At 65.1% G+C, this 18,256-nt stretch carries 16 protein-coding genes; 3 read left to right on the top strand and 13 right to left on the bottom strand.

Going from position 1 to position 18,256, the window contains the following annotated elements:
- Positions 1-214 precede the first annotated feature (214 nt).
- The 8 genes from F3J17_RS21330 to F3J17_RS21295 all read right to left on the bottom strand — a co-directional run bounded on the left by F3J17_RS21330 (position 215) and on the right by F3J17_RS21295 (position 9,120).
- The gene (locus F3J17_RS21330; protein ID WP_167063239.1) at positions 215-889 is read right to left on the bottom strand and encodes a response regulator transcription factor; all 675 of its coding nucleotides are present in this window, start codon (positions 887-889) and stop codon (positions 215-217) included.
- A 17-nt stretch (positions 890-906) separates the two neighbouring features.
- Entirely contained in the window at positions 907-1,872 is a 966-nt protein-coding gene (locus tag F3J17_RS21325; protein WP_167063237.1) for a LysR family transcriptional regulator, read from the bottom strand.
- Positions 1,873-2,084: 212 nt separating this feature from the next.
- Positions 2,085-2,474, bottom strand: coding sequence for a hypothetical protein (locus tag F3J17_RS21320; protein WP_167063234.1), 390 nt, complete (start codon positions 2,472-2,474; stop codon positions 2,085-2,087).
- A gap of 261 nt (positions 2,475-2,735) precedes the next feature.
- Complete coding sequence (locus tag F3J17_RS21315; protein ID WP_240161093.1) at positions 2,736-5,231, bottom strand: TonB-dependent siderophore receptor; 2,496 nt, start codon at positions 5,229-5,231, stop codon at positions 2,736-2,738.
- Positions 5,232-5,369: 138 nt separating this feature from the next.
- Entirely contained in the window at positions 5,370-6,440 is a 1,071-nt protein-coding gene (locus F3J17_RS21310) for a FecR domain-containing protein (RefSeq protein ID WP_167063231.1), read from the bottom strand.
- Positions 6,437-6,952 (bottom strand): sigma-70 family RNA polymerase sigma factor, encoded by a 516-nt coding sequence (locus F3J17_RS21305; protein WP_167063229.1) that lies wholly within the window; start codon positions 6,950-6,952, stop codon positions 6,437-6,439. Before F3J17_RS21305 ends, F3J17_RS21310 begins: the two co-directional genes overlap by 4 nt.
- A 174-nt stretch (positions 6,953-7,126) precedes the next feature.
- Positions 7,127-8,119, bottom strand: coding sequence for an alpha/beta hydrolase (locus F3J17_RS21300; protein WP_167063226.1), 993 nt, complete (start codon positions 8,117-8,119; stop codon positions 7,127-7,129).
- A gap of 71 nt (positions 8,120-8,190) precedes the next feature.
- The gene (locus F3J17_RS21295; RefSeq protein ID WP_167063224.1) at positions 8,191-9,120 is read right to left on the bottom strand and encodes an alpha/beta fold hydrolase; all 930 of its coding nucleotides are present in this window, start codon (positions 9,118-9,120) and stop codon (positions 8,191-8,193) included.
- A 94-nt stretch (positions 9,121-9,214) separates the two neighbouring features.
- Between F3J17_RS21295 and F3J17_RS21290 the strand changes: the two genes are divergently transcribed.
- The 3 genes from F3J17_RS21290 (at position 9,215) to F3J17_RS21280 (ending at position 12,424) form a co-directional block, all read left to right on the top strand.
- Positions 9,215-10,120 carry a LysR substrate-binding domain-containing protein gene (locus tag F3J17_RS21290; RefSeq protein ID WP_167063221.1) on the top strand — a complete coding sequence of 302 codons (906 nt, stop codon included), beginning with the start codon at positions 9,215-9,217 and terminating at the stop codon, positions 10,118-10,120.
- A 115-nt stretch (positions 10,121-10,235) separates the two neighbouring features.
- The gene (locus F3J17_RS21285) at positions 10,236-11,465 is read left to right on the top strand and encodes an MFS transporter (RefSeq protein ID WP_345891227.1); all 1,230 of its coding nucleotides are present in this window, start codon (positions 10,236-10,238) and stop codon (positions 11,463-11,465) included.
- Between the two features lie 221 nt (positions 11,466-11,686).
- Positions 11,687-12,424, top strand: a complete 738-nt coding sequence (locus F3J17_RS21280) for a response regulator (protein WP_167063218.1) — start codon at positions 11,687-11,689, stop codon at positions 12,422-12,424.
- 120 nt (positions 12,425-12,544) lie between these two features.
- Here the strand turns inward: F3J17_RS21280 and F3J17_RS21275 are convergent, their stop codons facing one another.
- From F3J17_RS21275 to F3J17_RS21255, 5 genes are all read right to left on the bottom strand, one after another.
- Positions 12,545-13,159, bottom strand: a complete 615-nt coding sequence (locus F3J17_RS21275; protein ID WP_167063215.1) for a hypothetical protein — start codon at positions 13,157-13,159, stop codon at positions 12,545-12,547.
- A 149-nt stretch (positions 13,160-13,308) separates the two neighbouring features.
- Positions 13,309-14,685, bottom strand: coding sequence for a sensor histidine kinase (locus F3J17_RS21270; RefSeq protein WP_167063212.1), 1,377 nt, complete (start codon positions 14,683-14,685; stop codon positions 13,309-13,311).
- A 47-nt stretch (positions 14,686-14,732) separates the two neighbouring features.
- Positions 14,733-15,410 (bottom strand): response regulator transcription factor, encoded by a 678-nt coding sequence (locus tag F3J17_RS21265; protein WP_167063209.1) that lies wholly within the window; start codon positions 15,408-15,410, stop codon positions 14,733-14,735.
- 26 nt (positions 15,411-15,436) lie between these two features.
- Complete coding sequence (locus F3J17_RS21260) at positions 15,437-16,732, bottom strand: MFS transporter (protein ID WP_167063206.1); 1,296 nt, start codon at positions 16,730-16,732, stop codon at positions 15,437-15,439.
- Positions 16,733-16,861: 129 nt separating this feature from the next.
- Entirely contained in the window at positions 16,862-17,965 is a 1,104-nt protein-coding gene (locus tag F3J17_RS21255) for an ABC transporter substrate-binding protein (protein WP_167063203.1), read from the bottom strand.
- Between the last annotated feature and the right edge of the window lie 291 nt (positions 17,966-18,256).

Raw genomic sequence — 18,256 nt, 5'->3', positions numbered from 1 at the left:
GTTCCGCTCGCGTACCGGTGCGCCAAAGTGGCGCAAAAAAGCGTGGAAAGTACGGGAAACTACTGTGGAACCGACGCCGGTATTGTGGCGGGCGGGGTGTAACGTCCAGCAACCAGACAGATGAAAGAAGTTTTATTTAATGGCCGGTTTTTTTAACAAAAAGGACTACGAAACGCTAAATTGAAACGTTTATCTGTTATTGCATTAAAGGCATTCAACCGAGCAGATAACCCGAGCCGCGAATCGTGCGTATCAACGAAGGCTCTCCCGGCGTATCCACGCGGTTGCGCAGGCGTCCAACATGCACGTCCACCAGATTGGTGCCGGGATCGAAACGGCCGCCCCAGACGCCTTCGAAGATCATCGTGCGCGTGAGCACCTGGCCTGCGTGCCGCATCATGAATTCGAGCACGCGCAATTCAGTGGGGCGCAGGCGCAGGAGCTTGTCGCGACAGGTGAGCTTGCGCTTGACCAGATCGAGTTCAATGGGTCCCACACGAAGCACGGTTTCCGCGGCAACGGGTCGCGTGCGGCGGCGCACGAGCGCTTCCACGCGCGCGGACATTTCATCGATCGAAAATGGCCGTGTGAGGTAGTCGTCGCAACCGGCGCGCAGGCCCTGAATGCGCTCTTCCACGCCGGTAGTGGAACTCATGACGATCACGGGCGTTTCGATGCCCACGCCGCGCATGGTGGTGACGATGGTGAGGCCGTCGAGATCGGGCAGGCGGCGCTCAAGTGCGACCACGTCGTAGTCGCCGGCCATCACCATGGCGATGCCTTCCCGGCCGGAACGCGCGACATCGACGGTGAAGCCCGTCTGCGCGAGCGTGGGGACGACGCTTTGTTCCGTGACGGCGTCGTCTTCGATGGTCAATATTCTGGGCATGGCTTTCCAGGTGTCGATCAGGCGGCAAACTGCGCGACGGCGCGCAGCGCGTGCGGCATGGCATGAGGAGCAGGGATGTGGTGCGTCTGCGAAGGTTGCGAGCGGAACTGCTCCACCGCGAAGTCGATAAAGCTGCGCACTTTCATCGTGAGGTAATTGCGGCCTGAATACACGATCGAAACGTGCTGCATGCCGCCGTTCACGTCATACGCGTTGAGCACGGGCAGCAGCACGCCGCGCGCGATATCGTCGGTCACGAGCGGCAGCGGCAGCAGTGCCACGCCCATATCGGCGAGCGCAGCCGCGCGCACCGTCGCATAGCCGCTTGCTGTAAGCGGGCCATTCACGTTCACGCGCTGCACGCCTTCGGCGTTGGCGAATTCCCAGCTGCGCGGCGCATCCGAAACTGCAAGCAGGTCGTGCTGCGCGAGATCGGCGGGCGCGCGCGGCATGCCTTTGCGCGAAAGGTAGGCGGGCGTGGCCACCACCAGTTCCTTCACCGACGTGAGCTTGCGGCTGACCAGCGAGGCATTGACCTGCTGGCGGTCGGTGGCGAAGCACACGTCGTAGCCGCCTTCGATCATGTCGATATGGCTGTCGTAGGCCGTCACGTCGAAATCCACGCGTGGATTCACGCCGCGATACGCGCCCAACAACGCGCTGAGCGCGCCGCTTGCGAACACCGAAGGCGCGGCAATGCGCAGCACGCCGCTCGGGTCGCGCGTGGCGCGCACCAGTTCGGACTCCACTTCATCGAGTTTGTCGATCACGGCGCGGCAGCCGTCCAGATAGAGGCGGCCCGCTTCGGTGAGTGACAGGCTGCGCGTGGAGCGATTCAACAGACGCATATTCAGATGCGCTTCGAGCATGCCGACGCTGCGCGTAACGGCTGCGGCGGACATGCCGAGTTGCTTGCCCGCAAGGCTGAAGCTGCTCAGATCGACAACGCGCGTAAAAACGCGCATGGCTTGTAGCTGGTTCATGTGGCGAGTCCGTGCCGGTGAGGGCGAGAAGGCTCAGGGCGGCGCGCAGCATTGCCCTGAATGAAAGGGACGATAAAAAAAGACGAGCGGGCGCCACGCACGCGTGAGCGATCACACATGACGGCGCTTGCCCGCTCGCGCTGCGCGCGGGTCTGAATTCTTGAGTTGAACGGTTGGCGCGGTGGTTTATTCCGCTGCGCCGCGCGCGATGCCTAATTGGGCAACGCGTGCATGGGAATGCGCGCCTCGCGCTGTGCGGCTGCTTCGTGCGCGCTCAAGGCATCTTTCAGGCGTTGCATGCTTTCGGTGGGAATGGCAAAGCCGGCCCAGCCCAGGCCCGTATGGCGCAGAAACACAACTGCGCCGTCGAACAGCGGATTGCGCTCGGTGTACCAGCACGGATCGATTTCGAGCACGTACTGATGCGAGCGCAAAGGCTGCTCGGGCACGGCTGGGCGCATCTGCGCGCGCAGTTTGCTCAGCTCTTCGATGAGGCCGTCCACATCGGCCGTATCGAGCAGCGCGGCATGGCCGTCGATTTTTACGCTGACCGCGTGCTCGCCATATTCATTGATGAGTTCGACCGACATCGGCTTTTGCATGGTGCATTCCTCGCAGTCCAGAAACTGGAAGGAATTATCGGTTCCGGCCCGGCATCGGTGTTTTAAGTTGCCGCTCACTCAACATGAAAACTAATTTAGAAAACGGCGAGAGGTGGGGAGATTTACGGCTGTGCAGAAGGTGGGAAGGCGCAGGCTGGACGCACGATACACCATGAAAATCGCACGCTAGATGACAGCCGTGTCATATAGCGCGCGAACATGAAAATAATCCGCAATGGACTATTGCAGTTACCGGCGTAATTACCAGTGGTATTTCAGCCCTGCAAATACCTGACGGCCATAACCATACGCACAATAGGTGCCGATGAAGCACGACGCCACATACGTCTTGTTCAACAGATTCTGCGCGTTGATATAAACCTCCGAGCCTTTCAGGCGCGGAATGGCGTAACCCAGGTCGTAGCGCAGCGCTGCGTCCAGCAGGAAGTAGCTGCGCACTTCGAAGGTGTTGTCGTTGCTATAGGTTGCGCCGGTATAGCGTCCGCCGCCGCCAAATGACAAACCTGCCAGCGGGCCGCCATGAATCGTGTAATACGCCCACAGCGAAGCCTGATTCGATGGAATCGCGGCCAGACGTTTGCCTTGCAGGCCGCTGTTGTCCTTCGTGTATACCGTGTTCAGATAGGTATAGCTGGCGGAAACATCGAGCGAACGCGTGAGGCTCACCTTCGCTTCCAGTTCCAGACCGCGCGAACGCGCTTCGCCTGCCTGCGTCTGATAGTTCGGATTGTTCAGGTCGGTGGTCAGCAGGTTCTTGCGCGTCAGATCGAAGATGGCCGCTGTGAACAGCGCGTTGTACTGCTTCGGCTGATACTTGACGCCCAGTTCGTACTGACGGCCGCGTTCGGGATCAAAGGCCTTGCCGTTGATGTCCGTGCCCGACTGCGGTGCGAAGGACTCCGAATAGCTGAAGTACGGCACGATGCCGTTATCGAACAGATAGCTGATGCCACCGCGCCACGTGAGCGCGTGATCGTTCTGCCATTGACGCGTGTTGTCGGTGAGATCGCTGGTGACCGTATTGGCCCAGTCCTGACGCACGCCCACGGTGGCCAGCACGTTCTTGTAGCGCAGCTGATCCTGCGCATAGACGCCATACTGATTCGAACTCGCGCGGGTTTTCGTCAGCGCCGGATAGTCGATTGCCGCGCCGTACACGGGATCGAACACGTCGATCGAGGGCGCGCTGCCGAAGCCGGTCGCGTAGTTGGTGCCCATGTGCTGGTAGTCGAAACCGGCCAGCACCGTGTGATCGACCGGGCCGGTGGAGAAGTTGCCTTCCGCCTGATTGTCGATAGCGAACGAATTCACCTGCTCGTACGACACGGCCGTTGCGCGGTCGAGCGTGCGGTAATCGTCTTCCAGCGTCGTGCCGTAGACGCTCTGGTAGTCCTGGGCGATGTGATAGTAGCGCGCGTTCGAACGCACCTTCCACGTGTCGTTCACGGCGTGCTCGAACTGATAACCCACGGCTTCCTGGGTGCGGCTGAAGCGCTCGAAGCTGGCTTCGCCGTCATAGAAGCTGCGCCCGATCGTGCCGAGCGGATCATAGAGCACCGTGCCGGTTGCGGGCACGCTGCCATAGGAGGTGCTGGCCGGATCGCGCTGATAGAGCGCGTAGACCGTGAGCGAGGTCTTGTCGTCGGGGCGCCAGGTGAAGGAGGGCGCTACGGCCACGCGCTCGTTGCGCGTGCTGTTGACCTGACCGTCTTCCTGGCGTCCGATCGCGGTGAAGCGATACAGATAGTGCTGGTCGCCGGCGATGGGGCCGGAGAAGTCCATCGTCGCCTGTTGATGGCGATCGTTGCCGAACTCCACGCCGACCTCGTGATACGGCTGCACGGTCGGCAGCTTGCTTTCCTGATTGATCAGGCCGCCCGCGTTCGCCTGACCGTAGAGCACGGACACCGGTCCGCGCAGCACTTCGATGCGGTCCATCAGATACGGATCGACCTGCGGCGTCGCATACTCGCCGCTGCCGATCTGCTTGAGGCCGTTCCAGTAAGTGTCGGCGCTGAAGCCGCGAATGTTCAGCATGTCGTAGCGCGTGGCGATGCCGCCGCGCGTTTCGGTCTGCACACCCGCTTCGTAGCGCACGGCGGCGTTGAGCGTCTGCGCGTTCTGCTGGTCCATCTGGTCGCGCGTGACCACCGAGATCGACTGCTGCGCTTCGACGATGGGCGTGCCGGTCTTGGTCGCCGTCGACGACCATTTGGCGACCACGCCTTCGGTCGGGCCATAGGGGCTGTCGTTCTGCGCAGCGACCTTCACGGCGGGCAGCGTGGTGTCGGCGGCGGCGGGCGTATCGGCTGAAGCCGCGCGCGCACGGACGAGCCACACGCCGGTGCTGCTCTGCGCGATTTCCAGCTTCGTGCCCGCAAGCAGCTTGCCGAAACCATCGGCGATCGAATAGCTGCCGTGCAGGCCGGGGCTCGACAGTCCGTCGACGAGACGCGCATCGAGTTGCACGGTCACGCCGGCTTGCATCGCGAAGTCGGAGAGCGCGGTGCCCAGCGGTCCGGCGGCCACCTCATAGGTCTTGCTGGCGGCGGCGCTGGCCGCCTGCGCGGCGAACGCTGCCGGAGCCGCGCAGAGGCCGCCTAGCGCGAGGCTGGCCGGAATGGCGCGCAGCGCCAGCGCGAAGGCCGCGTTTCGGGTTGCGAACAGAGGAAAGCGCGGGCGGGCGGCGGAGCGCGCAACGGGCGAAATGGCGCGGCGGGGCCGGCGTGCGGACATGGAAACTCCTGATCAGGCAGTGTGTGTTGAATCGGTTGACGCGTACAAATACGTGCAGATACGTGCTTGACACGCGAAATCAGGAAAGGGGACACGGGCGCGCAGATTTTTTTTAATCGCGCCGGGAGCAGGAAAAAGTCAGGCCGCGCTGCCCGTTTGCCCGGGCTGCGGACCCGCCACGACCGTCACCCAGTAGCGCGTGCGCCAGATCACCTGGACGGGCAGCGTCTCGGGCAGGGCGGCGAGGATGTTGTCGGTATCGGCGAGCTGGAAGGCGCCGGAAATAGGCAGGTCCGCGACCGCGGGATCGCAGCGCACGAGCCCCGGACGATAGCGGCTCAATTCGGCGAGGAAATCGGCCAGACGCACGCGCTGCGCGAACAGCACGCCGCGCGTCCAGTCCGAGCCGTGCGGATCGGTACTCGTGATCGGGTCGATGCTGTCGGCGGTGAAGCGCGTTTCCTGCCCTGCGGCGACGATGCGCGCGAGATGCGGCGCGTCGGCGGGCGTCACTTCCACCGCGCCATGGAAAACGGCCACCTGCGTGCCGCCGTTGCCGCGCAGGTCATGCGCGTCGCGCACCACGAAGCGGGTGCCGAGCGCGCGGATGCGGCCGTCGTCGGTCTGCACGATGAAGGGCCGCGCGGGCGCTTGCGGATCGGGCGCGGTATCGACGAGGATTTCGCCCTGGTCCAGCCGCACGCGGCGTTCGCGCGCGTCGAAGGCCACGTCGAGCGCGGTGGCCGTGTTCAGTTCCACACGCGTGCCGTCGGCGAGCACCAGCGTGCGGCGCTCGCCTGTGCCGGTGCGCGCGTCGGCGCACCAGACAAGCCACGGCGTCGTGCGCCACGCGAGCCAGCCGGTCGGCCCCGCGACCAGCAGCAGGCTCAGGGTCTTGAGCGCAGCGCGGCGACGTGCGTGATCGATGCCAGCGCGCGGTTTGCCGCGCTCGGCTCGCGCCAGCGCCGACATGCCGACCTTCGCGGGCAGCACGTCGAACTTCGCGTTCAGGCGTTCGGCGCGCCGCCATGCACGCGCATGCTCCGGGTTCGCCGCGCGCCAGCGCGTGCAGGCGTCGATTTCCTCGGGCGTGGGGTTATCGGCGAGACGCACGAGCCACTCGGCCGCCGCGCGCGCGACGGCCCGTTCGAGCGGACGATGATCGTCGTCGGCGGCATGGCTCGTGCCGTTTTCGAGGCGTGCGTTCACAGCGCCATCATCAGACAGGCTTCGAACGCATCCGCCATATAACGCTTGATGGTGCGAACGCTCACTTGCAGGCGTTCGGCGATCTCGGCGTACGTCAGCCCTTCGAGCTGCGCGAGCAGGAAGGCCATGCGCGCCTTGGGCGCGAGGCTGTCGAGCATCGCATCGACTTCATGGAGCGTTTCGAGGATCACGAGGCGCTCTTCCGTGGACGGCGCCTGCGGTTCCGGCAACTGCGCGAGCGCGGCGAGAAAGGCCTGTTCGAGCGACAGCCGCCGGTAGTGATTGAGCAGCACGCGGCGCGCAACGGTGGTGAGGTAGGCGCGCGGCTCGATCAGGTCGGGCGCCCCGAGGCGCTCGTGGGCGCTCAGGATGCGCAGAAAGGTATCGTGCGCGAGGTCGGCGGCCTCGAAGGCGTCGCCGAGCTTGCGGCGCAGCCAGCCATGCAGCCAGCCGTGATGGTCGCGATAGAGCGCGTGCACCTGCTGTTGCGCGTCGATCAGGACGGCGGACATCGAGCAAACCCCTTTTTTCCCGCGCCGCTGACCGGTGCAGTCGGCCTTTTTATGCTGCCGGAATACGAATGATTTGCATTTATATCCTGATGTTACGGTTTGCGCAACAATTTCGGAAATGTAAAAAGGGGGACTGGGCGTCCCCCTTTCCCCCTCCTTGTGCCACCACTGGATCTAGCGCGGGTTCTGCACCGCCGCGTCGCGCAGAAACTCCAGCAGCAGCGCGTTCACTTCCTCGGGACGCTCCTGCTGGATCCAGTGTCCGGCTTCGGGCAGCAGCACCTTCTTCGTCAGTCGCGGCACGTGGTCCTGCAACTGCTCGTAGGCCTTCGCCATCATGTGGATCACGCCGTCCTGCTCGCCCGCGACGAACAGCGTTGGCTGCTGGATGCGCGCGCCGTCGAGGAAAGGCGTGAGCGCCCAGTTGCGATCGAGATTGCGATACCAGTCGATCGAACCGCGAAAGCCGCTGGTCGCGAACTGCGCGGCGAAGGTGTCGAGATCGGCGGCGGACAGCCAGCCCGGCAGCGTGTCCGGATACGCAAGGCTATCGACGAAACGCATGTTCTTTTCGAAGCCGATAAAACCCTTGCGCCGATGTTCCGGATGACGCCGGCTCTCGCCACCCGCCGTGTAGTAGATGCCCAGCAGCGAGTGGCGGATATCCGCTTCGAGTTCGCGTTCGACGCGCCCAGGTTGCTGGAAATACTCCTGATAGAAGTGCTTTTCCAGCGTGTGGGTCTGGAAATACGCGGCCGGACGCACGCGCGAGCGCGGCAGATACGGCACGCTCAGCAACGCAAGCGCGCGGAACATATCGGGGCGCAGCAGCGCGGCGGTGGCCGTCACAATCGAGCCCCAGTCGTGCCCGGCCAGGATCGCGTGCGTTTCGCCGAGCGCATGCACAAGGCCGACCAGATCGCCGCTGAGATTGAGGATGTCGTACGAGGCGGTATCGAGCGGCGCTTCCGTGTCGCCGTAACCGCGCTGGTCGGGCGCGACCACGCGAAAGCCAGCGGCGGCGATCGCCTCGATCTGATGCCGCCACGAGTACCAGGATTCGGGCCAGCCATGGCAAAGCAGCACGAGCGGTCCTTCGCCGTGCTCGACGTAGTGCATGCGGATACCGTTGGTGTAGGCGTAACGGTGGGCGAATGATGCGCTCATGAAGGCTCCTCGGTGGGTCGCTGCCCACGCACGATAGCAGAATTTGTCTTAAAAAGAACGGTCGATCTATTTCATGCTGCGACGTATTTGGGCGAGGGCGCGCCCGTGCGCAGCCAGTGCAGCGCGAGCGGCCAGAGCTGGGTTTCGAAACGGCTATGGAAGAACGCGAAATGTCCGATTGCTTCTACGCCGATCTGAGCGGGCGCGACGCGCAGATGCACGTGCGGCGCGCGCGTGAAATAGCGCAAAAGCCGCTCGATGGCGGCAATAGTGCCGAAGGGATCGTCGGTGATGCTCACGGCGAGGATTGGCGCGGTGAAGGCCGCCAGGCGACGCACCAGCGCCGCGCGTGCCTCGGGCGAACGGGCGATGGGCGCGCGCGCATACGTGTCCTCGAAGCGCGCCCGGCTACGGCTCCATGAAAGCGCGACACCGCGCGGCGTATCTTCCATCCAGCCGAGACGCGCCGCCGGAAAGTAACCGCACACATACGCCAGCAAGGGCATCGCAACATGCCACTTGAGCAGCATCGGCAGGCGGCTGCGCGGCGCGTAGTCTCGCCAGTGCGCGTATTGCGCGCCGACCGTGAACACCCGACGGATCATCGCGGCTGACGGCGCAAGCCCGGTCACGAAGCCGCCGATGCTATGCGCGACCACATCGACTGGTTGACCGGGAAACGCCAGGTGCGCGTAGCGCAGCGCGGCTTCGAAATCGCGCTCGCCCCAGTCGAGCCAGTTGGCGTCGAGATCGGCAAGCCGCGCGGGCCGCGATTCGCCGATTCCGCGATAGTCGTAGACCAGCACATCCCAGCCGTGCCGATGCAGCCACGCCGCAAAGCGGAAGTAATAGCGACAGCGCACCGAAGTCGCGGCATTGATGATGGCGAGCGCGCGGGGTTCGCCATTCAGGTCGCTTTGGGGATGCCGCCAGACGTAGCCGCCCAGTCTGAAGCCGTCGGCGGCGTGCAAGGTGAGCGGCGCGGGTTGGCAATCGTTCATCAGGACGCAGGAAGTGGGAAGTCATCCGTCATTGGACTTGACCCGCGCGCCGCGCTCAATCAATCTTCGTGCATCGTTCGCATGAGGTGCGCGCATGTCAATTCCGCTCGTCAAACTGCCGTCGCTCGACTTCATCCGCGGCTTCGTGGCCGTGGGGCGGCGCATGAGCATCACGCTCGCCGCCGAGGATCTGTGCCTCACGCAGTCCGCCGTGAGCCGCCAGGTCAACGCGCTCGAAACGCAACTGGGCGTGCGCCTGCTCAATCGCGGCTACCGCTCGATCACGTTCACGCCCGAAGGCGAGCGCCTGTTTCGCGCCGCCGAGGGCGCGGTCGCGCAACTACAGGACGTCGTCGATGCGTTGATGCAGCCGCGCGTGCGCCAGCCCGTGACGATTACCGCGAGCCTGGGCGTGGCGGGGCTCTGGCTGTTGCCGCGTCTGGGCGCGCTACAGGATCGCCATCCCGGGATCGATCTGCGCGTCGCCGCCACCGACAAGGTGCTCGACCTGCGCGCCGGCGGCATCGACCTCGCCCTGCGCTATGCGCCCGCAAACGCCTCGCCCGGCGCGTTCGCCACGGCGCACCGGCTCTACGAGGAATACGTGATGCCGGTGGCGCATCCGTCGCTGGGCGTCGCAACGCTCGACGCCGCCACGCTCGCGCGTCACGTGCTGCTCGAATTCGACGGCCCGCGCCGTCCGATGCTGCGCTGGCCCGACCACCTTGGCGCGCTCGGCCTCGAAGGGCAGCCCGCGCGCGGCGTGCTGCGCTTTAATCGCTACGATCAGGTGATCCAGGCCGCGCTCGCGGGACGCGGCATCGCGCTCGGCCGCCTGGCGCTGGTCGGGCCGATGCTGGCGGACGGGCGGCTCGTGGCGATTGGCGCGCCGGGCGAACCGACCGGTTACGCGTACTGGCTCCATCAATCGGATGCTTCGGCACGCGCCGACGTAAGCGCTGTCGTCGACTGGATCATGGACGAGGCCCGCACGGGCTGAGGCACGTCCTCCTTCGCATGCACGGCACGCATGCGAAGGCCGCCGAAAACTCACTTGAGCGATTCCCTTGCTCGCGCTCTACTGCCTGCAAGGCGAGGGCATCGAGGAGACCGTGGTGAGGGGACCGGAAGACGTATGGCGGCAGCGCTGGCCGCTGGTGGTGGCGGGCGGTGTCGTGATGGGCGCGGCGCTGGGCGTGCGTAACGTGCAGGGGCTATTTCTGCTGCCGGTGACGCTCGACCGGGGCTGGACGCGCGAGACCTTTGGCTTTGCGCTCGCCTTGCAGAACCTGTTGTGGGGCTTCGCCCAGCCGCTTACCGGCATGATCGCCGACCGGTTTGGGTCGGCGCGCGTGATCTTCACGGGCGCGCTGCTCTATGCGCTCGGCCTGGTGGTGATGGCGCACGCGGCATCGGTGGGCGTGTACACCTTCGGCGTGGGCGTGATGATCGGCATTGCGCTCTCGGGCACCGCATTTGGCGCGATCTATGGCGCGCTCTCGCGTCTCTTTCCCGCCGACAAACGCGGCTGGGCGCTGGGCGTGGCGGGCACCATCGGCGGGCTGGGCCAGTTCTGGATGGTGCCGGCGGCGCAAGGGATGATTGGCGCGATGGGATGGGCTTCGGCCATCGGCGTACTGGCGGTGGTGATGCTGGTGAGCGCACCGCTCGCGTTCTGTCTGCGCGACCGGCCTGAGGACCACGCGGCCCAGCTTCATGCGGGCGACACGATCCGCGCTGCCGTCAAGGAAGCGCTCGCGCATCGCGGCTTCTGGCTGCTCAACCTGGGCTTTTTCGCGTGCGGTTTCCAGTTGGCGTTCATCGGCGCGCATCTGCCCGCGTATCTGCTCGATCGCGGCATGAGCGCGCGCGAAGCGAGCCTGGCGCTGGCGATCATCGCGCTGGCCAATACGGCGGGCACGTTTCTGTGCGGCTACGCTGGCGGTTTCCTGCGCCGTAAATATCTGCTTTCGGGCATCTATTTCGTGCGCGCCGCCGCAATGGCGCTGTTCATTGCCTTGCCGCTCTCGCCCACGAGTCTCTATACGTTTTCGGTGGTGATGGGGCTGACGTGGCTGGGCACCGTGCCGCTCACCAACGGCATCGTCGCGCAGGTGTTTGGCGTGCGGTATATCGCCACGCTGTTTGGCTTCGTATTCTTCGGGCATCAGCTTGGCAGCTTCTTTGGCGTGTGGCTCGGCAGTGTGGTGTTCGATGCTACGCATTCCTATGCATGGCTGTGGTACGGATCGATCTGGCTGGGCGTTCTGTCCGGGCTGCTGCATCTGCCGATAGACGACCGGCGCGTCGTGCGCGTCCATCGTGGCGTGGCACAGCCTGCATGAAACCCGCGTGGATCGCAGCGACGCTAGCCGTATTACTGATCGTGTCGAGCGCCGTGGCATTGGCGGGCTGGCTCGCCCCGTCCGTCCTGCTCGCATTGTTGTCAGGCCTGACGTTTTGCGGCTGAACATTGCAGCTTTTGGAACAACGTTGCGCGCGCAGGGAAAGGAAGGGTAAGGGAACAGGCCTCTTGCGGGCACGGACGCTGCTATAGAATTCGCGCATGAAGCCCTGTGTCCTTATCGTCGACGACGATCCCGTCGTGCGCGATCTGCTGAGCCGTTTCCTGCGCTCGCATCAATTCGATACGGCGGTCCTGCACGATGGCAAGCATCTGTTGCGCCGCCTCGAACGCGAACGTCCCTCGATCGTCGTGCTGGACATCATGATGCCGCTGACCGACGGTCTCGAAGCCATTGCCGCCTTGCGCGCGGCCGGCGACGATATTCCCGTGATTTTCGTGAGTGCGCGCGGCAGCGTGACCGACCGCATTCGCGGCCTCACGCTGGGCGCGGACGACTATCTGCCCAAGCCCTTCGATCCGCAGGAATTGCTGGTGCGCATCCAGAACATCCTGCGGCGTCGCGGACCGTCCACGGCGAGCGCGCCCGAAGTGCGTACGCGCTATCAGTTCGGCCCGTTCGAACTCGACTTCACGATGCGTACGCTGTCGCGCGAGCAGAGCCTGATACCGCTGCGCGAAAGCGAATTCGCCCTGCTCAAGATTTTCGCCACGCATCCCTACAAGGTGCTCACGCGCACGCTGATTCACGACATCGTGCATCGCGACGCGCGTGAATTCCGCGAACGCAGTCTCGATGTGCCGATCTGGCGGCTGCGTCGCGTGATCGAAGAGGATCCGACTGCGCCGCGCTACATCCATACCGTGCGCGGTAAAGGCTATGTGTTCGTGCCCGATCCGGCGCAGGTGCCGGAGGCGCTGGCGGATATATCCGCCTAGACCGACGCCGCAAGTGTGGGGCCAAAAAAAGCGCGCCGGCGAGACCGCCCGGCGCGACAGGTACCACCGAGACATCGTGAGGCCGCTGCGTTGAGCGCAGCGGCCCGAATCAGGCCCGAATCAGGCGGAAACGTCGATAAAGAGCCCGCTCACCGACGAGGCGCCTTGCGCCTGCAGATTGCTCGCGAGCGTCGAAAGAAACTGCTGAAGGTCCATCGCGGGATCCTCGAGCGGGTCGTCCGAATTTACGCCCAGCGTATCGAGCAGATTGTCGTAGCTGGCGGCGAGATCGCTGTTCGCGCCGTTCGCGCTGTCCGAGGACGACGCCGCTTGCGCCAGCCCCGACACGGCCGAAGCCAGATCGCCGCTATACGTGACGTCGCTGCCGCTCACCGTGCCGCTTTGCTGCGCGGCCGCCTGAAACAATGAGCCGAGAAACTGCTGGAGCGCGGCGAGTTTGTCGGCGGCCGTGGCGTTGTTGTCCGTGAGGTCGCCGAAATCGTCGTACGAACCGTCATCGCTGTCGCTATCGGTGCCGAGCGAATTGAGCGCGTCGGCGACGGCCTGGGCGAGCGGATCGGCGCTGGAATTGCTTTCGAGACCCGACGAGCCGTCACCGGACGCCGTCAGCGTGTCGCCTGACGACGCCGAATCGTCGGGATTCTGCTTCGACGTCCAGAGCGCGTAGAACGAAGTGGAGTCGCCGTTCGAACCGGCGGCCACGCTGATAGTCATGAGATGCCCCTGGCAATGATGGGAACGCGAATAATTTGGCGCCATCGTATGCCGTTCGCCCGCGTCCAGGGGGCGTTGGTAAGCGGCGGAAAGGCAGAGGCAACGAGCGGGTGAGGCAAGGGTAAAGCGAGGGCCGGAAGCCGCAGCCCTTATCGCGCTGCGAACTCCACCACGGCCACCGTACCGCGATCCTGCGGCCCATGTTCGAGCCTGACTTCCGCCCCATGCGCGCGGGCGATTTCCCGCACGATCGCGAGACCCAGGCCGCTGCCTGGCAAGGTCGAGGCGCGGAAGAACGGCTCGAACACCTTGTCGCGCAAGGCATCGGCGATACCCGCGCCTTCATCGGTCACGCTGAGCACCGGCGGCTGCTCGCCCGCCGTGAGCGTCACGGCCACCGTGCCGCCTTCGGGCGAATAGCGGATCGCGTTATCGACCAGATTGAACACCAGCACGGAAAGCAGTTGTTCGTTGCCGACCACTTCGGCGTGCGGCGCGAGCGTGGCGACCAGTTCAACGCGGCGACGTTGCGCGAGCAGTGCGAGCTGTTCGATCACGCCGGTCGCAACGGCGCGCATATCGACGCTCACGCCTTCAAATTGCGTGTAATCCGCCGATTCGGCCTGCGCGAGCGTGAGCAGCTGATTGGTGAGCCCTACCAGCGAGCGGTTGCTTTGATGCATCGCCGTGAGCGTTTCGTGCAGGCGTTCGGGGTCCTGCTGGCGGCGCGCGTACTGCAACTGCGTGCCGAGCAGCGTGAGCGGCGTGCGCAGTTGATGTGCGGCATCGGCGATAAAGCGGCGCTGCATGGCGGTCTGGCGCTCGATCAGATCGAGGCAGGCGTTGAAGGCGCTGACGATGGGCCGCAGCTCGGTGCGCAGCGGTTCGACGTCGATACGCACCGACGCCATGCTGGGAGAATTGCGCACGCGCTGCGGCAGCCCGCGCGCAAGGCGTGTAATCGGGCGCAATTCGAGCGTCAGCCCGACGCATACGAGGATTACCGCCGCCGTGACGATGCCCGCGAAATAGAACATCTGCGGCCGCCAGAGCGCGCCCGCCATGGCGTCGCGCTCATCCAGCGTGCGCCCGACCGACACGATCACGCGGCGCGTTGCGCCCGCGTCGTACATCGGACGGATCAGCGAGACCGCGCGGATCGGCGTGCCGTTGACTTCGGCGTCGTACCACTGCGGCGAAGTCGCCGGCACATGCTGCGGAAAATCCGAGGTGCCCGCGATGATCGGCCCGCCGATTTCCTGCACGCGGAAGAACACCTGATCGCGATGCGGCGTGCGCAGGATTTCGATGGCGCTTGGCGAGATCGAGGCGCTCAGCGCATTGCCTTCCCAGCCGATGTCGCCCGCCATCACGCGCGCCGCCGACAGCAGCGCGTCGTCCTGCAGCAGATTGGCGGTGCGCCAGGCGTTGCCGCGCGTAATCAGCCCAGCTGCCGCGATGAAGAGCGTCATCGGCAGCACGAGCCAGAGCAGCAGACGCACGCGCAGGCTATTGGTGGGCCTCATGCGGTTGGCCTCATGCGCGGGCCTCGTCGGCGAAGGAAAGGGGAGGGTTATTCGTCCGCTTCGGCATCTTCGAGCAGATAGCCGAGGCCGCGCAGCGTGATGATGGTCGCCGTGCTCTTTTCGAGCTTCTTGCGCAGACGCGAAACATAGATTTCGATGGCGTCTTCGCTGGTGGGCGCGTCGGCGTCGGAGACGGATTCGGCCAGCGTGGCCTTCGAGACGGTCTTTTTCGCGCGCAGGATCAGCGTTTCCAGCACGGCATGTTCGCGCGGCGTGAGCGTGAGCGCGTCTTCTTCGACATAAAAGCGGCGGCTGTCCATGTCGTAGAGCAGGTTGCCGCAGCGGATGCGGTTGGAGCGCGAGGGCGCCTGGCGGCGCGCCAGCACCTTGACGCGCGCCACCAGCTCACGCGCATCGAAGGGCTTGACGATGTAGTCGTCCGCGCCTGCGCCCAGACACACCACTTTTTCGTCGATGGCGCCCGTGGCGGTGAGGATCAGCACGGGCGTGGCGTCGCCGCGGCCACGCATGCGGCGCAGCAGCGCCTTGCCGGACATGCGCGGCAGGTTCAGATCGAGCAGCACCACATCGTAGGTCGAGGCGCGCAGCGCATCTTCCGCGGCCTCGCCATCGCCGACGTGGTCCAGCATGAAACCGTCGTCGCTAAGCGTGCGCACCAGCCAGTGCGCGAGTTGTTCGTTGTCTTCGACGAGCAGCAGTCTCATGCGTATTTACTGATTTGCGTAACGGATCAGGCCGTCTTGTACTGTTCGCGGGCCACTTTCGAGCGGTAGAGGAACAGGGTCGCCACCATGCCGCACACGGCGGCGACGCTCATCCAGGCGCCGGGCGCGGCCTTGTCGCCGGTCGTGTGGATGAGCCACGTCGAAATGGCCGGCGTGAAACCGCCCACCAGCGTCGCAAGGCTGTACGCCATGGAGAAGCCCGTGGTGCGCACGTGGACCGGCATCAGCTCGGTCAGCGCGACGACCATCGCACCGTTGTACCACGCATAGAGCGTCGAAAGCCACAGCTCGACCACCAGCAGCGTGGCGAACGACGGCGCGCCCACCAGCCACTGCATCGCCGGATAAGCCGTGAACACGGTCAGCGCGGTGCAGGCGATCAGTACCGGCGCACGGCCGACGCGATCCGACACGGCGCCCGCGATCGGCAGCCAGATGAAGTTCGACACGCCCACGCACACCGTCACCAGCAGCGCGTCGAGCGAGGACAGCTTCAGTTCGACCTTGCCGAAGGTGGGCGTGTAGGCCGTGATCAGGTAGAACGAGGTCGTCGTCATGATGACGAGGCCCATGCCCGCGAGCACGATGCCGTAGTTCGCGACGATCGCGCGGGTGATTTCGCGCAGGCTCGGATGATGGCGGCGCGCTTCGAATTCATCGGTTTCGCGCAGCGTGCGGCGGATATAGACGAGGAAGGGCACGATCATGCAGCCGATCACGAACGGCACGCGCCAGCCCCAGCTGTTCATCTGATGGACGGGCACGACGCTGTTGAGCAGCACGCCCAGCGCGGCGGCGAACACAACCGCCACCTGCTGGCTGGCCGACTGCCACGCGCAGAAGAAGCCGCGGTTGCCCTTGGTGGCGATTTCGGCGAGATAGACCGACACGCCGCCCAGTTCAGCGCCTGCCGAGAAACCCTGCAGCAGACGGCCGACCAGCACCAGCGCCGGAGCGAGCAGCCCGATGGTGGCGTAGCCAGGCACGAAGGCCACGCACATCGTGCCGATCGCCATCAGCGTGAGCGACATGATGAGGCCCTTGCGGCGGCCGTGACGGTCCATGTACGCGCCCAGCACGATTGCGCCGAGCGGGCGCATCAGGAAGCCTGCGCCGAACACGGAGAACGCCAGCATCAGCGAAACGAACTCGTTGCCGGCCGGGAAATACGCCGCGCCGATGGCGGCGGCGTAATAGCCGTACACCATGAAGTCGTACATTTCGAGGAAATTGCCGCTGACCGCGCGGAACACGGTGCGGCCTTTCGATTCGCCCGGTACGGCGTTGGTGGCAGTAGACATGATGGACATCCTTTGATGAGAGACGAGCGGGGCCGCAGCGGGTCGCCGTGAGTCGGCAGACCGCCGGGTTGCTCGCCTTGTGGCTGCATTCGGTGCTAAAGGGTTTTCGCTGGAATCGGCGGGCGAGCGCTACGGCGCGCCCTTGAGCGCATCGGACTGCGCGCCCGCGACGAAGTTGTTGGTGTAGGTCTTCGCGAGATCGACGTGTCGCGCGCTCACCCCGGAACCGGATCCGATCAGCACGCGCAGCACGCTTTGCGGCGCGCCTCCGGGCATCTGGCCGTCGCGCGAGAACGCCGGTTGCGCGGCGGCGAGCGCCTGCACGTAGCCGGCGCGGTCGCTGCCGGTCAGCTCGGACGGGAGTGAGTCGGCGATCTGCTGTGCGTTGTGCGTATCGAGATAACGCAGCGCACGCACCAGCGCATGCGCGAGTTGCGCGGTTTCATGCGGATGGGCGTCCACCCAGCTGCGGCGCATGTACAGGCAGGCGCCCGCGTACGGGCCGCCCAGCCAGCGCTGCGAACCTTCCACGCTGCGCATGTCGGCGACCATTTTGGCCGCGCCGCTCGACAGCAGGCGCGTGGCCGTGGGTTCCTCGACCATGCCCGCGTCGATGCTGCCTTGCTGGAGGGCTTCGATAAAGCGCGTGTCGGAGGCGAGCGGCACGATCGTGTAGTCGCCCGGCGCGACGCCCGCGCCCGCCGCCAGATAGCGCGTGACCACCCAGGTCGAGGAGCCAAAGCCCGTCACGCCCAGACGCTGCCCTTTGGCGTCGCGCATCGAGCCCGAGCGCGCCATGGCGCGGCCGCCTTCGGAGCGCGTGGAGGCCAGCTCGGCGAGGCCGAGGGCGCGCTGGAACACCACCACCGACAGCACGTCCTGGCCGCGGCTTTGCAGATCGAGCGTGTGATCGTAGAAGCCGACAGCGCCTTCGATGGCGCCAGCGATCAGTTCCGTGGAGGTGTCGATGCCCGCGGGGCCGCCCACGACCTGGACATCGAGACCTTCGTCGCGGAAATAGCCCAGGCGCGCGGCCAGCACGGCCGGCAGATAGACGATCTTGGCCATGCCGCCCATCATCAACCGGATGGGTGCGGTGGGCTCAGGTGCGGCCGGCTGAGGCGCGTCCGTCCCCGTTTCGGCCCACGCCGGCGCGCTGGTGCCCGCCGCCGCCGCGAGAACCGCGAGGCAGAGCAGCAGGGCGCGACCGGGATGCTGGGCGCGAAAAGGCATGGGAACGTGTCTCCTCGTGATGGACGGCGCTCCGGCGGCGCCGTGGCAGGCCGCCGGTAGTCTGGGATTGGTCGCCAGTATAAGAAAGGCTGCCCTTCTGGTTGCTTTCTGCCGCGAAGGGATTTTGTCGGTATTTACCCTTCTGGCGGGAAGGGCGAGGAGGGTATCGGGGAGGCGACGGCAGGGGGCTGTCGAGAAAATACCTTTCACATTGCTTTCTAATTGTCTTTAGTTCAATTCATTGCGAGATTGAAGCATTGACAGCGGCTAACAATCATTCCGTGCATTTTC

The sequence above is a fragment of the Burkholderia sp. Ax-1719 genome (assembly GCF_011753055.1).
Classification (GTDB): Bacteria; Pseudomonadota; Gammaproteobacteria; order Burkholderiales; family Burkholderiaceae; genus Paraburkholderia.
The sequence above is the reverse complement of the archived record's forward strand: the minus strand, read 5'-3'. Positions and strand labels throughout refer to the sequence as shown.

What these genes read in the sequence shown, in the direction of transcription:
- F3J17_RS21330 (WP_167063239.1), bottom strand. Translation starts at nt 889, where the DNA reads ATGCCCAGAATATTGACCATCGAAGACGACGCCGTCACGGAACAAAGC.
- F3J17_RS21300 (WP_167063226.1), bottom strand. Translation starts at nt 8,119, where the DNA reads ATGAGCGCATCATTCGCCCACCGTTACGCCTACACCAACGGTATCCGC.
- F3J17_RS21290 (WP_167063221.1), top strand. Translation starts at nt 9,215, where the DNA reads ATGTCAATTCCGCTCGTCAAACTGCCGTCGCTCGACTTCATCCGCGGC.
- F3J17_RS21275 (WP_167063215.1), bottom strand. Translation starts at nt 13,159, where the DNA reads ATGACTATCAGCGTGGCCGCCGGTTCGAACGGCGACTCCACTTCGTTC.
- F3J17_RS21270 (WP_167063212.1), bottom strand. Translation starts at nt 14,685, where the DNA reads ATGAGGCCCACCAATAGCCTGCGCGTGCGTCTGCTGCTCTGGCTCGTG.
- F3J17_RS21280 (WP_167063218.1), top strand. Translation starts at nt 11,687, where the DNA reads ATGAAGCCCTGTGTCCTTATCGTCGACGACGATCCCGTCGTGCGCGAT.
- F3J17_RS21255 (WP_167063203.1), bottom strand. Translation starts at nt 17,965, where the DNA reads ATGCCTTTTCGCGCCCAGCATCCCGGTCGCGCCCTGCTGCTCTGCCTC.
- F3J17_RS21305 (WP_167063229.1), bottom strand. Translation starts at nt 6,952, where the DNA reads ATGTCCGCCGTCCTGATCGACGCGCAACAGCAGGTGCACGCGCTCTAT.
- F3J17_RS21295 (WP_167063224.1), bottom strand. Translation starts at nt 9,120, where the DNA reads ATGAACGATTGCCAACCCGCGCCGCTCACCTTGCACGCCGCCGACGGC.
- F3J17_RS21265 (WP_167063209.1), bottom strand. Translation starts at nt 15,410, where the DNA reads ATGAGACTGCTGCTCGTCGAAGACAACGAACAACTCGCGCACTGGCTG.
- F3J17_RS21315 (WP_240161093.1), bottom strand. Translation starts at nt 5,231, where the DNA reads ATGTCCGCACGCCGGCCCCGCCGCGCCATTTCGCCCGTTGCGCGCTCC.
- F3J17_RS21260 (WP_167063206.1), bottom strand. Translation starts at nt 16,732, where the DNA reads ATGTCTACTGCCACCAACGCCGTACCGGGCGAATCGAAAGGCCGCACC.
- F3J17_RS21320 (WP_167063234.1), bottom strand. Translation starts at nt 2,474, where the DNA reads ATGCAAAAGCCGATGTCGGTCGAACTCATCAATGAATATGGCGAGCAC.
- F3J17_RS21325 (WP_167063237.1), bottom strand. Translation starts at nt 1,872, where the DNA reads ATGAACCAGCTACAAGCCATGCGCGTTTTTACGCGCGTTGTCGATCTG.